Source organism: Microbispora sp. NPDC049125 (genome assembly GCF_040802045.1).
In the GTDB taxonomy this organism is placed as follows: Bacteria; Actinomycetota; Actinomycetes; order Streptosporangiales; family Streptosporangiaceae; genus Microbispora.
The window spans coordinates 157,870-172,024 of the sequence record NZ_JBEZDW010000008.1; the positions used below are offsets into that span (position 1 = coordinate 157,870).

11 protein-coding genes are annotated in these 14,155 nt (G+C 70.3%); 7 read left to right on the plus strand and 4 right to left on the minus strand.

From position 1 onward, the window contains the following. The first annotated feature begins 12 nt into the window (after positions 1–12). From AB0B72_RS12585 to AB0B72_RS12600, 4 genes are all read left to right on the plus strand, one after another. A complete protein-coding gene (locus tag AB0B72_RS12585) occupies positions 13–1,302 on the plus strand; it encodes a 2-oxo acid dehydrogenase subunit E2 (protein ID WP_367738735.1) in 1,290 nt (429 codons plus the stop codon). Then, a complete protein-coding gene (locus tag AB0B72_RS12590; RefSeq protein ID WP_367738736.1) occupies positions 1,299–2,618 on the plus strand; it encodes a GH1 family beta-glucosidase in 1,320 nt (439 codons plus the stop codon). The genes AB0B72_RS12585 and AB0B72_RS12590 overlap by 4 nt, the downstream gene beginning before the upstream one ends. 833 nt (positions 2,619–3,451) lie before the next feature. Next, positions 3,452–4,345, plus strand: a complete 894-nt coding sequence (locus tag AB0B72_RS12595; protein WP_367738738.1) for an aldose 1-epimerase family protein — start codon at positions 3,452–3,454, stop codon at positions 4,343–4,345. Between the two features lie 4 nt (positions 4,346–4,349). Beyond that, a complete protein-coding gene (locus AB0B72_RS12600) occupies positions 4,350–5,357 on the plus strand; it encodes a phosphotransferase family protein (RefSeq protein ID WP_367738739.1) in 1,008 nt (335 codons plus the stop codon). Positions 5,358–5,456: 99 nt separating this feature from the next. Here the strand turns inward: AB0B72_RS12600 and AB0B72_RS12605 are convergent, their stop codons facing one another. Beyond that, positions 5,457–5,630 (minus strand): hypothetical protein, encoded by a 174-nt coding sequence (locus AB0B72_RS12605; protein ID WP_367738740.1) that lies wholly within the window; start codon positions 5,628–5,630, stop codon positions 5,457–5,459. Positions 5,631–5,756: 126 nt separating this feature from the next. Here AB0B72_RS12605 and AB0B72_RS12610 point away from each other — a divergent pair, with 126 nt between their 5' ends. Together AB0B72_RS12610 and AB0B72_RS12615 are read left to right on the plus strand one after the other, a co-directional pair. Then, a complete protein-coding gene (locus AB0B72_RS12610; protein WP_367738741.1) occupies positions 5,757–7,001 on the plus strand; it encodes an FAD-dependent oxidoreductase in 1,245 nt (414 codons plus the stop codon). 38 nt (positions 7,002–7,039) lie between these two features. After that, positions 7,040–8,374, plus strand: a complete 1,335-nt coding sequence (locus tag AB0B72_RS12615; RefSeq protein ID WP_367738742.1) for a class II 3-deoxy-7-phosphoheptulonate synthase — start codon at positions 7,040–7,042, stop codon at positions 8,372–8,374. Positions 8,375–8,547: 173 nt separating this feature from the next. Here AB0B72_RS12615 and AB0B72_RS12620 read toward each other — a convergent pair whose 3' ends face one another. Next, the gene (locus AB0B72_RS12620) at positions 8,548–8,910 is read right to left on the minus strand and encodes a thioredoxin family protein (protein WP_367738743.1); all 363 of its coding nucleotides are present in this window, start codon (positions 8,908–8,910) and stop codon (positions 8,548–8,550) included. A 119-nt stretch (positions 8,911–9,029) separates the two neighbouring features. Between AB0B72_RS12620 and ctaD the strand changes: the two genes are divergently transcribed. After that, entirely contained in the window at positions 9,030–10,709 is a 1,680-nt protein-coding gene (ctaD, locus tag AB0B72_RS12625) for a cytochrome c oxidase subunit I (protein WP_367738744.1), read from the plus strand. A gap of 105 nt (positions 10,710–10,814) precedes the next feature. On the opposite strand, the gene AB0B72_RS12630 is transcribed toward ctaD, so the two are convergent. Continuing rightward, positions 10,815–13,286, minus strand: coding sequence for an ExeM/NucH family extracellular endonuclease (locus AB0B72_RS12630; RefSeq protein WP_367738745.1), 2,472 nt, complete (start codon positions 13,284–13,286; stop codon positions 10,815–10,817). Positions 13,287–13,463: 177 nt separating this feature from the next. After that, positions 13,464–13,937 carry a universal stress protein gene (locus tag AB0B72_RS12635; protein ID WP_367738746.1) on the minus strand — a complete coding sequence of 158 codons (474 nt, stop codon included), beginning with the start codon at positions 13,935–13,937 and terminating at the stop codon, positions 13,464–13,466. Positions 13,938–14,155: the final 218 nt, after the last annotated feature.

A 14,155-nucleotide genomic window follows, 5' to 3' on the forward strand; every position in this document is an offset into this window, starting at 1 on the left:
CTGGAGGCCATCGTGACCGACATCCGGGTGCCGAAGCTCAACAACAACGACACGCGTTACGTGCTCGTCGAGTGGCTCGCCAAGGACGGCGAGCGAGTGAGCGGAGGAGACGCCCTCGCCGTACTGGAGACCTCCAAAGCGGCGGAGGAGATCGTCGCGGAGGAGGGCGGAGTGCTGCGGCGCCTGCTCGACGAGGGCGGCGACTGCGTTCCCGGCCAGGTGATCGCCAGGCTCCACGCCACCGGTGAGGAGCACGCACGCGAGGCGGCTCCCGGCCCCGGAGCGGACGCCCCGGTCATGGACGGGATCACGCCTCCCGGGATCGTGGTGACGGCCCCGGCGAGGGACCTGGCCCGCGAGCTCGGCGTCGGCGACGATCTGCTGCGGGCGCTGGGCAAGAAGATCATCCGCAGCGAGGACGTGCGGAGGCTGGCCGCCGGCGAGGGACGGGCGAACCCCGGTCCCGTACCGGCCGGGCACACGGGCGCCGAGCCAGAGGGAACCCCCGGCCCGGCACCGGCGCGACACGCGGACGCCGAGGCGGGGGAAGCCCCCGGCCCGGCACAGGAACGACACGCGGACCGCGGCGAGGGTCCGCGTGAGGAGGCCGGGGACGGCGAGGTGGTCGCCCTCAGCAGGGCGCAGCGGCTGACCGGAGACGTGGTCGCCAGGTCGCATCAGACCATCCCGGCGGCCTTCACTGCCGTGAAGGTGGACGCGGGCCCCGCGCTCGCATCCGGGCGGGTGCTCACGCGGCGCGAGCGGGCCCTGATCGGGCTGCCCGAGTTGCTGGTGAAGGCGGTCGCCGGGCTCCGGGAGGAGTTCCCGCTGTTCTTCGCCTCCCTGGTGGCACCCGGCCGCGTACGGCACGCCGCGGGCGCCCATGTGGGCGTGACCATCGACCTGGGCGAGGGCCTGTTCGTCCCGGTCGTGCGCGACGCGGACCGCAAGACGCTCGGCGAGATCGGCCGGGAGCTCACGGCGTTCAAGATGACCGCCCTCACGGGACGGTTCCGCGAGGACGACCTGAGCGGCGCGGCGATCGTCGTCACCCTGCACACCGACGAGGCCGTGACCTTCGCCGTGCCGATCGTCTTCCCCGGTCACACCTGCGCGCTGTCCCTCACCTCGCCTCAGCCGGAGGTGGTGGCGACCCGGGACGGCTACACCACGCGGCAGATCGTCCATCTCGGCGTGGCCTTCGACCACCGGGTGGTCAACGGCCGCGACGCCGCGCTCTTCCTCGGCGCTCTCAAACGAGCGCTCGAGACACCCACGACGCCGACACTAGGAGACACATGAACGCCCTGCGGTTCCCCGACGACTTCGTGTGGGGGGCGGCGACCTCCGCCTATCAGGTTGAGGGCGCCACCACGGAGGACGGCCGGGGCGTGTCCGTCTGGGACACATTCGCGGCCGTCCCGGGCAACGTCAAGGACGGCGACACCGGGGATCCGGGGGCCGATCAGTACCACCGGTACCCCGAGGACATCGAGCTGATCGCCGACCTGGGCCTGTCGAGCTACCGGTTCTCGATCGCGTGGCCCCGGATCCAGCCGACGGGCTCGGGCAAGCCCAACCAGAAGGGCATCGACTTCTACCGGCGTCTCGTGGAAGGCCTGGTCGAGCGGGGCATCCGGCCGATGGCCACGCTGTTCCACTGGGACCTGCCCCAGGAGCTGCAGGACCGGGGCGGCTGGGAGAACCGGGACACGGCGGCCCGCTTCGCGGACTACGCGGAGATCATGTTCGACGCCCTGCACATCAGGGACTGGCTCACCATCAACGAGCCCAAGACCGTCGTCGACTGCGGCTACCGGTTCGGTTCGCACGCGCCCGGGTTCGAGGACGACGCCCGCGCCTTCGTCGCCTGCCACCACCTGCTGCTGGCCCACGGCCTGGCCACGCGGATCTCGCATGAGCGGCACCCCGGACGGCGGATCGGCCCGGCCCTGAACCTGCACCCCACCTACCCGGTGGACGACACGCAGGAGGCCCGGCAGGCGGCGCGGCTCCAGGACGGCGTGGAGAACCGCCTCTACCTCGACCCGATCTTCAAGGGCTTCTACCCCGAGGACACGCTGCGGTGGATCTCCGAGCGCAGCCCGATGCGTGATCACATCCTCGAAGGCGACCTCGCCACGATCAGCGAGCCCATCGACATCCTCGGCGTGCAGTACTACACGCCGATCTACGTGAACGGCGACATGGAGCGGGTGCACGTCCACCCCCGGGCCCAGGCGGAGTGGCTGGAGATCTACCCCGAGGGCTTCTACGACATCCTGGTCCGGCTGAAGACCGACTACCCCGGCGTCCCCCTGGTCATCACCGAGAACGGCCTGCCGACCACCGACGAGCCCGGGCCGGACGACCGCGTCCGCGACGTGGGCCGCATCGAGTACCTGCGGGACCACCTCTCCGCCATGCACCGGGCGATGAAGGAGGGGGCCCAGGTCGAGGGATACCACGTGTGGTCACTGCTCGACAATTTCGAATGGGCCGAGGGCTACAGCCAGCGATTCGGCATCGTGTACGTGGATTACTCCACCCAGCGGCGCATTCCGAAGGACAGCGCGCTGTGGTACCGCGACGTCGTGAAGAGCGGCGAGCTGAGATAATCACAGGGAGCGTTCCCTGCGAATACGTGGAATCGCGCCGGCACGCCGCCGGAGCCCGCGCGGGCCGTTCTGAGACAGCCCGCGCGGCGCCTTTTCCACCTCACGGGCCGAGCTCACGCACTCCCCCGATCCGCACCACGTCGATGCCTCGCGAGCCATGCCTGGCGGCGGTCCCGGCGAGCGTGCTTGATCGGGTCTTGCGAGCCGCGCCTCGTCGTGGTCCTCGCCGGCCATGCCTGGCGGCGGTCCCGGCGATCGCTCGATCGTGGTCATGAGAAGCCGGAGCGAAGCGCGTACCGCCGCACGCGCCGGTCCGTTCGTTCACACGGCGGCCGCGCATCCGGACCGGCGCGAGGCGCTCCCGCCGTGGGGGCACCACGCCTCGGCCTCCTCCACGGTCGCCGGCCTCCCCCGCTCCGCGGCGGCGCCGTGAACGGCCTGGCCCTCAACGAGGGGGGGACGCCGATCCTCCCGGAGGAGAGGACGGTATTGTTCTCCGAGTGCGCCCCGGAAATAGGGCGGCGGTCGCGTGAGCGTGAAAAGCGTTCCGGCCGTCGCGCTGAAACTTTCATTTTGCACCGATACGACGACGCTCGTGTCCGCGCAATTTATGATCGGGATCCGGTGTCGAATTGGCGCCATGATGCCGATCTCGCCGCAATTCCAGGGATCAGTTGACTGCTCACACGGAAAGCCTTAACTTAGCCCGCTGTGGGAGCGCTCCCATAGACATGGAACCCGGCCGAGATCAGGGCCGGTGAGCTGGGATGAGGTCCCGGCATACCGTGATATGACATCACCTCTTTACGTCGCGTCAGCGAGAGGAATCCCCCGTGCCGGATCACATACTTCTCGGTGGTGGCTACGAGGCCGCCGTCAGCGAGCGGGGCGGAGCCCTGCGCGCTCTGCGTCACGCCGGCCGCGACCTGATCACGAGCTGGCCTGAGGGCGGCCCCGTCCCCTATTACAGCGGCACCGTCCTCGCCCCCTGGCCCAACCGGGTCGTCGGGGGCACGTACGTGTTCGGCGGGGAGCGCCACCGCCTCCCCGTCAACGAGCCCGACCGGGGCCACGCGCTGCACGGCCTCGTCTCGGACAGCAGCTGGGACGTGGCCGAGGTGCTCTCGGTCGAGGACGACCACGGGCACGTGCGGCAGACACGCGTCATCGAGCCGGTCGAGGGCTACCCCTTCCGGATCGCGCTCGAGGTGCGGCACGCGGTCTCCGCCGACGGCCTGGCGACCACCCTGACCGCCCAGAACATCGGGGACTCCCCCGCGCCCTACGGCTGCGGGCCCCATCCGTGGCTCCTGGCCGGCGCCGACGTCACCGGCTACGAGCTGGAGCTGCCCGCCGCCGGCGTGCTGCTCACCGACGCGTCGCTGGCCCCGACGGAGCTGGTGGACGTCACGGCCACGCCGTACGACTTCAGAACGCCGCGGGTGATCGGCGACACCGCGATCGACCACGCCTTCACCGCGGTCACGGCGGGGCGGGTGCGGGTGCGCGGGCCGGAGGGCGGGGTCGAGATCACCTGGGACCCCGCCGTCATGCCGTGGGTCCAGGTCTGCACCGGCACGGGGCTCGGCCATCGGGGGTTGGCCGTGGAGCCCATGACCTGTCCGCCCGACGCCTTCAATTCGGGGACCGATCTGATCGTTCTGCAGCCGGGGGACAAGCACGAGGCCACGTGGACCATCGCGGCCACCTCTCCCACACAGGACTAGACATATGGACAGCAGGACGAAGAGGCAGCTCTCCCCTGCCGAGCTGGACGCGCTCGCCCTCGACGCGCTGGGCGCGGGGGTGCTGTCGGCCGAGGAGCTCCCGGACGGCTTCGCCAACGCCGTCTGGCGGCTCGACCTCGAAGATGGGCGCCAGGTCGTGCTCAAGGTCGGCCCGCCTCCGGACCTGCGGCTGCTGACCTACGAGCGGCAGCTGCTGCGCACCGAGGCGATGGTCTACCACCTGGCCGCCCCGGCGGGCATCCCCATGCCCGCGCTGCTGCACGTCGCCTTCGACGACCCCGGCATCGGCGGCGACTACCTGATCCTGTCCGCGCTCGACGGCACTCCGTGGAACAGGGCCGAACTCAGCCCCGCCGAGGAGAGCGCGATCCGGTTCGAGGTGGGCCGCCATCTCGCCCTCCTCCACTCGATCCCCAGCACCGACGTCTTCGGATACCCCTACGCGGGCCTGACCGGCCCGAGCTGGCGGGACGCGTTCCTCGTGATGATGGGCGCGATGCTCGACGACGCCGTCTACTACAGCACCCCGCTGCCGGTGTCGATCGTGGAGATCGCCGGGCTCGTGCACCGGAACGCCGCGGTTCTCGACGAGGTCCGCACACCGTCGCTCGTCCACTTCGACGTCTGGCCGGGCAACGTGTTCCTGACCGCGGACCGGCGCGTGCAGGGGCTGATCGACCACGAGAGGGCCTTCTGGGGCGATCCGCTGGCCGACTTCGTCACCCCGACGATCTTCGGAGCGCTCGCCGGCGACGACCCGATGCTGGCCGGCTACCGCAGCGCGGGCGGGGTCGCGAACCTCACCGGTCCGGCGGAGACGAGGCTGGCCCTCTACCGGCTCTACCTCTACCTGATCCTTCTCGTGGAGAACGGCCCGAGGCGGTATCCCGAGGAGTCCTACGCCCGCATCCGCGACCTCGCGACACGCTCGCTCCTGGGCTGCCTGGAGGTCCTGCGCTCCCGCCATCCGGGCGCCGGTGTGCGCGTCTGACCCCGCACAGCGTCGAAGGGGTGTCCCGTGCTCGGGGCACCCCTTCCGCGTCTCGGCGGGTGACGACTCGTACGCGCCCCGGACGCCGGGGCGGGCGGCTCAGGCCTCGAGAGTGAGGGCCGGGGAGCCGCAGCCGTTGCCGGTGTGCGGCTCGGAGTCGCCGGTGGCGGCCACGGCGGCCGGCGCACCCACGGTGAGCGACGCCACGAGCGACGTGACCATCGCCGCCGACAGCAGGCGCAGCCCGCGCCGGGACGGGACGTGAGCACTCACAGGTGACCCCCAGAATCCGACATCAATGATCATAACCGTACCGCCCCTCCCCCTCTCCGGGAAGACCCATTCATGGGGCTGGAGCTTCCGTCCCCGGCGTGAGACAATTTCAGCGGGTGATGAATTATGTCGGAGACAGAGACCACGCGCACGACGACCTGCGTAATCGCGGGCGGCGGCCCGGCGGGGGCGATGCTCGGGCTCATGCTGGCCCGCGCCGGGGTCGACGTGACCCTCCTGGAGAAGCACGCCGACTTCCTGCGGGACTTCAGGGGCGACACCATCCATCCGTCGACACTGCAGGTGCTCGACGAGCTCGGCCTGGCCGAGGCGTTCCACCGGCTGCCGCACCACAAGGCGTACACGTTCACCGCCATGACGGACCGCGGCGAGGTGCGGCTGGCCGACCTGCGCAAGCTTCCCGGGAAGTACCGGTACATCGCGTTCGTGCCGCAGTGGGAGTTCCTCAACATGATCACCGCGGAGGCGCGGAAGTACCCGAACTTTCACCTCCTCATGAACGCGCCGGTGACCGACCTCGTCCGGCGGGACGGCGCGATCCGTGGGGTGCGCTACCGGGGTGAGGACGGCCAGGAGCACGAGATCCGCGCCGAGCTGACCGTGGCCGCCGACGGGCGGGGCTCCGACGTGCGCCGGGCCGCCGGTCTGGAGCCCAAGGAGTTCGGCGCGCCGATGGACGTCGTCTGGTTCCGGCTGCCCAGGGAGGCCGGGGACCCGGATGACCCCTTCCTGCGGCTGTCGGCCGGTTACATCATGGTGGCGATCAACCGGACCACCTACTGGCAGCTCGCGTACGTCATCCCCAAGGGCGGCTTCGGCAAGCTCAGGGCCCGGGGAGCCGGCGAGCTGCGGCGGACGGTGAAGGGGCTGCTGCCGTTCCTCGACGGCCGGGTGTCCGGCCTGCGGGACTTCGACGAGGTCGGAGTGCTCCAGGTGGCGGTCAACCGCCTCTCCCGCTGGCACCTGCCGGGGCTGCTCTTCATCGGGGACGCCGCCCACGCGATGTCGCCGATCTTCGGTGTCGGCATCAACCTCGCCGTGCACGACGCGGTGGCGGCCGCCAACATCGTCGGGCCGGCGCTGCTGCGGGGCGAGGCCCCCGAGGAACTGCTGGCCCGCGTGCGCCGCCGCCGGTGGGCGCCGACAATGATCACCCAGGCCGTGCAGCGGGTGGTGCAGCGCCTGGTGATCGGCCGGGCCCTGAAGGGACGGCGCGCGCCGGCGCCGCCCGACGTGTCGCGGCTTCCGGTGATCAGCGGGCTGGCTCGCCGTTTCATCGGTCTCGGCGTGCTTCCCGAGCACGTACGGCTCCCGCTGTCGAAAACAGGATCTCAGCACGTGGACAGGTGAGGGGCAACAGGGGACGCGGTGCAATAACCTTGGATGCCGTGAGCGCATTCAACTTCGACACGTGGCGTGACCTCCCCGCGGCGCAGCAGCCCGACTGGCCTGACCGCGGTGAGCTCGACAAGGTCGTCGCCGAGCTGGCGGGCCTGCCCCCGCTGGTGTTCGCGGGCGAATGCGACCAGCTGAAGGAGAACCTGGCCGCGGTCGCCCGCGGCGAGGCCTTCGTGCTGCAGGGCGGCGACTGCGCGGAGACGTTCGCGGGCGCCACCGCCGACAACGTGCGCAACAAGCTGAAGACGCTGCTGCAGATGGCGATCGTCCTCACCTACGCGGGGCGCGTCCCGGTGGTGAAGATCGGCCGGCTGGCGGGGCAGTTCGCCAAGCCGCGTTCCAAGGGCACCGAGGTCCGCGACGGCGCGGAGCTGCCGGCCTACCGCGGCGACATGGTCAACGGCTTCGACTTCACGCCGGAGTCGCGGCGTCCCGACCCCAACCGGCTGCTCCGGGCCTACCACTCCTCCGCCGTCACGCTGAACCTCGCGCGGGCGTTCACCAAGGGCGGCTACGCCGACCTGCGCCAGGTGCACGCGTGGAACCAGGACTTCGTGGCCGAGTCTCCCGCCGGGCGGCGCTACGAGCAGCTCGCCCGGGAGATCGACCAGGCGCTCGCGTTCATGCGGGCCTGCCGGGCCAACCCCGAGGAGTTCCACACCGTCGAGTTCTACTCCTCCCACGAGGCCCTGATCCTCGACTACGACCACGCGCTGACGAGAATCGACTCCCGCACCGGCCTGCCGTACGACGTGTCGGCGCACATGGTCTGGATCGGCGAGCGCACGCGCCAGCTCGACGGCGCCCACGTGGAGTTCTTCAGCCACATCCGCAACCCCATCGGCGTGAAGCTCGGGCCGACCACCACGCCGGAAGAGGCGCTCACGCTCATCGACAAGCTCAACCCGGAGAACGAGCCCGGCCGGCTGACCTTCATCAGCCGCATGGGCGCGGGCAAGGTCCGCGACGCGCTGCCCACACTGGTCGAGAAGGTCGCCGCGAGCGGCGCCACGGTCGCCTGGATCTGCGACCCGATGCACGGCAACACCTTCGAGGCCCCGAGCGGACACAAGACCCGCCGGCTCGACGACGTCCTGGACGAGGTGGCCGGCTTCTTCGAGGTGCACCACGCGCTCGGCACGCACCCCGGCGGCATCCACATCGAGTTCACCGGCGACGACGTGACCGAGTGCGTCGGCGGCGGGCACGGGCTCGTGGAGGAGGACCTCGGGCTGCGCTACGAGACGGCCTGCGACCCCCGGCTCAACCGGGGCCAGTCGCTCGATCTCGCCTTCCGGGTCGCCGAGCTCTACCGGTCGAGCTGACGCTCCCAGCCCGCGACGCGTGAGGGCCCCCGGCCCTCACGGGAAGGATGCGGCCGACGGCGGCCCTTCACGGCGGGGTCCGGCCGGCGGCGCTCAGGGGAGCCGATCCCTCACAGCGGGAATCCGGCCGGCGGCGGCGCGGGAGGCCGCGCCGCCCGCGCGCCCGCCGTCTCCTAACTCTTGCTCTCGGCCTCGATCTCGGCGCGGACCGCGTCCATGTCGAGGGCCCGCAGCTGCCTGATCAGGTCGTCGAGCGCCGGGGCCGGGAGGGCGCCCGGCTGGGCGAAGACCACGATGCCGTCGCGGATCGCCATGATCGTGGGGATCGCGGTGATCTCGAATCCCTCCGACAGCGCCGGCTGCGCCTCAGTGTCGATCTTCCCGAACGTGATGTCCTCATGCGATTCGGACGCCTTTTCGAAGATCGGGGCGAAGGAGCGGCACGGGCCACACCATGACGCCCAGAAGTCGAGCAGTACGATGCCCTTGTCGGCGATGTCGTTGAAGTTCTTCTCGGTTACCTCGATGGTCGCCACGGGCGACTCCTTTCATCCGGTCTTCAGCGGGCATAACCAGTCGCACAATGCCAGAATTCCGATCGCGGTGATCCCGGCCTGATCGGGCAATGGAACCTCCTTCTCGAAAGGAGCGCCAGATGACGACGCAGGCCGTACGGCCGAGCCCGGTGCGGAGGCGTACCGGCACCCGTCTCGCGTCGTGGATGTCCAGCACCGACCACAAGATCATCGGGCACATGTACCTCGTCGCCTCGTTCCTCTTCTTCCTCGTCGGCGGAGGAGAGGCGCTGGTCATCCGTGCGGAGCTGGCACGGCCGGGGATGCAACTGGTGTCGCCTCAGGTCTACAACGAGTTGTTCACCCTGCACGGCACGAACATGCTGCTGCTGTTCGCGACCCCCCTGTTCGCCGGGTTCGCCAATGAGATCATGCCTTTGCAGATCGGCGCGCCGGACGTGGCGTTCCCCAGGCTGAACATGGTGAGCTTCTGGCTGTTCCTGTTCGGCGGGCTGATGGTGCTCAGCAGCGTCTTCGTCGGCGGGCCGCCCAGCTTCGGCTGGACCGCCTACACCCCGCTGTCCACCGCGACCTACGAGCCGCAGCTCGGCGGCGACCTGTGGTGCATGGGCCTGGCCCTGGCCGGGCTCGGCACGATCCTGGGAGCGGTCAACTTCATCACGACGGTCATCACGATGCGCGCCCCCGGCATGACGATGTTCCGGATGCCGATCTTCACGTGGAACGTGTTCTTCACCTCGATCCTCGTGCTGCTGGCGTTCCCCGTGCTCGCCGCCGGCCTGCTGGCGCTGGAGGCCGACCGCAAGCTCGGCACGCACATCTTCGCCCCCCAGACGGGCGGCCCGATGCTGTGGCAGCACCTGTTCTGGTTCTTCGGCCATCCCGAGGTCTACATCATCGCGCTGCCGTTCTTCGGGATCGTCACAGAGGTCATCCCGGTGTTCAGCCGCAAGCCGCTGTTCGGGTACGTCGGCATGGTGGGCGCGACGATCGCGATCACCGCGCTGTCCGTGACGGTCTGGGCGCACCACATGTTCGCCACGGGACAGGTGCTGCTGCCGTTCTTCTCGCTCATGACGTTCCTCATCGCGGTGCCCACGGGGGTGAAGTTCTTCAACTGGACGGGCACGATGTGGCGGGGACATCTCACCTTCGAGTCGCCGATGCTCTTCGCCGTGGGGTTCCTCGTGACGTTCCTGCTCGGCGGCCTCACGGGGGTGATCCTGGCGTCGCCGCCGCTGGACTTCCACGTGACCGACAGCTACTTCGTCGTGGCGCACTTCCACTACGTGGTGTTCGGCACGGTGGTGTTCGCCATGTTCAGCGGGTTCTACTTCTGGTGGCCCAAGTTCACCGGGAAGATGCTCAACGACCGGCTGGGGAAGATCCACTTCTGGATGCTCTTCATCGGCTTCCACATGACGTTCCTGGTGCAGCACTGGCTCGGGGTCATCGGCATGCCGCGCCGGTACGCCGACTACTCGCCGCGTGACGGGTTCACGACCCTCAACGAGATCTCCAGCGCGGGCGCCCTTCTGCTCGGCCTGTCGACGCTGCCGTTCCTCTACAACGTCTGGTGGGCCGTACGCCACGCGGAGCGGGTCACGGTCGACGACCCGTGGGGCCACGGCAACTCGCTGGAGTGGGCGACGTCCTGCCCGCCCCCGCGCCACAACTTCGTGTCCATCCCGCCGATCCGGTCCGAGCGGCCCGCCTTCGATCTCCGCTATCCCCGGCTGGGCGGCAAGCCGGGCGAGCCTCCGGAGACCAAGAGGGACATATTCGACCCGCAGGGCTGACGAACTCCACGCCGTGAGCGATCGATTTGCCCGCTTCTGATGCCGGGAGCCGGGTCAGGCGGCCCCGGGACGATGATCCCGGGGCCGCCTGGCGGCGTGGTCAGGTCAGCCCTTGCCTCCCGGCAGGTTCAGCCCGATCAGCAGCGGGTCGTGGTCGGAGGAGCGGAACGCGTCCGGCGCGTACAGGGCCGGCGGGTTGAACTCGCTGTTGTAGTCGAGGATCCGGGCCTCGTCGGCGTTGACGTGCCAGATGGTCGCCCCGGTGATCCGCTTGACGAGCTGGGAGCCCGCCATGGCGTGGTCGAGCTCTCCGGACAGGCCGTCGAACAGGTAGCTGTACCGCTGGAAGGCGGGGATGAACCGCTTGGAGACGCTGGTCAGGCCACCCGCCTCCAGCGTGTGGATCGGGTCCTCCTCGCCGTACGCGTTGAGGTCGCCCACCACGAGCGGGTTGGGCAGGTCCATGGACGTGATCAGCCCGAGGACGGCCTTGGCCTGGCGGACCCGCTCGTCGTTGAAGCAGCTCTGGCCGTCGCCCTGGTCGAGGTCCGGCCCGGTGGCGCCGTCGCAGCCCTTCGACTTGAAGTGGTTGACGAACAGCGTGAACGGCTGGCCGCCCTGCACCCGGCGGAACGTCTGGATGAGCGGCGGCCGCCGGAACACGGGGTCGGTGGACGACCGGGTCTCCCCGACGGGCTCGACCTTGGCCGGCTTGTAGATGGCCGCCACGTGGATGGCGTCGGTGCCCGGATAGGGGTGGCCCAGCGCCTTGTAGGTGCCCGCGCCGACCTTGGCGTTCAGCGCGTCCACGATCGCCTGCAGGGCGGTCTGGCCGTTGTTCTCGACCTCCATGAGGCCGACGACGTCGGCGTTGAGGCCCTTCAGCGTGGAGACGATCTTGGCGAGCTGGCGCTGCTGCTCCTCGGCGGTGTTGGCGCCCCGCGAGTTCAGCGTGGTGAACCAGTTCAGCGTGTTGAGGCTGGCGACGCGCACGTTGCCGCCCACGGGAAGCGGGACCGGCAGCCTCGGGTTGGTCCGGAGGAAGTGGATCGGACGGGTGGGCTCCAGGCGGTACACGTCGAAGCCGTAGGTCAGGACGCCGGTGATCCCGAGGGCGGTGTCGCCGGCCCGGACGACCGCCGGATCGGTGTACGGGATGTCCGCCGGGTTCTGGACGCCGGACCCGTCGTCGATCAGCAGCGAGCGGCGGGCATTGAGCGCCGGGTCCACCCCGGGCCGGTCGGTCGGCTGGAAGAGGCGGCCTTCCGAGGAGACCGTGACCTCGCCGTACCGGCCGAGGTTGTAGTGCTCGCTCAGGGTCAGCGGCTCGGGGAACGTGACGAGCACGTTCTCGAACGGCTCGAACGTGGCCCCGGCGGGCCTCGGCAGGCTGTAGGCGGCCGGCTTGATCGTGCCCGTGCCGCAGACGTCGACCGCGGTGACCGGGGACAGCTCGGTGAGGCCGTTGAACTCGGTCACCTTGCCGGTGACGAGCACCTTGTCGCCGGCCTTGACGTCCTTGAACGAGGACCGGGCGAAGGCGAACAGGCCGTCGGAGGTGGCGGGGTCGGCGTCCGGGGTCGGGTCCTGGAAGTAGAAGCCGCTGAGCTGGTCGCTCTCCTGGAAGTCTCCCGTCACCACGCCCTCGACCCGGACGGTCTGCCCGGCGAGCGGCGACGCGGCGCCGCTGCCCTGCACGTCGGCGATCTGCCGGTCCGCGGGCACGTCACAGGGCGCCGCCGTCGGAGTCGGGCTGGGAGTCGGAGTCGCAGTCGGGGTCGGAGTCGGGGACTGCGACGGCGACGCGCTCGGCGACGGGCTGGTGGAGGGCGACGGGCTCGCGCCTCCGCAGGGAGCGGGCGTGGTGGCCGTCGTGCGGGGCGCGGGCGCGCCCGCCGTGAAGTCGGCGGCGTTGTCGTCGGTGTCGGCGCAGCCGCCGTCCCCGCGCAGGCCCGATGTGGTGTTGCTCAGCGCCGGGGCCGCGGCGCCCTCGAAGTAGTTGACGGTGCCGTAGCCGACGAGGTCCGCGATCTGGGCCGCCTGCTCCGCCGTACACGGAGTGGAACCGCCGTTGCAGGCGAGGCCGCCGGTCGAGCGGACCAGGGCGACCTTCCCCGCCGTGGCGCTCAGGCTGAGGTTCCCCGTCGTGTCCGCCGGGGGCAGCGACCCGCTCGGCGTCGTGCCGGCCGCGAGCTGGACGAGGTGATACTGCCCAGGAGCCAGCGAACCCGCCAGGTCGACCTTGTTGGACGAGAACGGGCCGGTGCCGGTCGCGCTGGCGTACTGCAACGACCAGCCGTCCAGCGAGACCGTGGCCGCGCTCCGGTTGAACAGCTCGACGTAGTCGTTGGTGAAGGGCGCACCCGAGTTGCCGCCCCCGCCGTACACCTGGCTGATCACCACGGTGCCCGGTTCGGCGGAAGCGGGAGTCAGCGAGACCGCGGTGATCCCGGCGGCCACGAGGACCGTCACCACGAGTGCGGCGACGGCGCGGAGGCTCCCACGAGACGCGGAGAACCGTGCCGCCGGAGGGTCCCCGGAATGGTCATGGGCAGATACACGGGATGAAGCACGCATGACCCGGACTTTAGGGGCAAGCGGCTGTCAGGCCCTCGCTTATGGGTGTCTAGAGAATGAAATTGTATGAATTTGACGACTACGTGGTTGACCGCGGATCGCTTTCTGCCGTTCCGCCCTGGTTCATCCCGCCGAACCGCGTCCCGCGCGCGCCGCCCATCGGCCCCCTCGGTCCGGTCAGGCGCGGGAGCCGGCCAGGACGCCGCCGAGCGGCCGCTCGTGGGCCATCCCCGGGAGCACCACCACGACGGGGCAGTGGGCGCGCATCAGGCAGGCCGAGACCACCGGATTGATCACGGGGTACGGCTCGGACTCGGCCTCGCGGGCCCCGAGGACCAGCAGGTCGGCGTCGGCGGTCTCGCGGAGCAGCACCTGCGCGGGCGAGCCCTCGACGACGGTCGGCGAGACATGACGGCCCCCGAGCTCGCGGACCGCTCGCTGCGCCACCTCGAGCGCCACCTGGCGCTCGTCGTCCCTAGAGGTGCGGCTCGAGAGGGGGGCGTAATGCGCGTGCAACCCGCCCGACCACTCCCAGGCGTACACCGCCTCGACCCGCGCCCCGCGCAGCAGCCCCTCGGCCGCCGCCCAGTGCAGCGCGGCCTGCGATGCCATCGACCCGTTGATTCCCACGACGATCTTCGGCTGGTTCACGTCCCGCCTCGCTCTCCGCTCCAAGTCTCGCGTATCCGGGTTAATACGGTGTTGCCGGGGCGAAACGTCCAGGCGACAGGGTTCACGTGACCCGTCTACCCCGGAAGCACCACCTGTCCCCCTCGCCTCGGAGGCAGGCGACCGATGTAAGAGGTGGAGCTCCCACCTGAGGACAGGGTATCCACGAACCGAAGCCGTCCCGTCCCACCGCGGCCGAT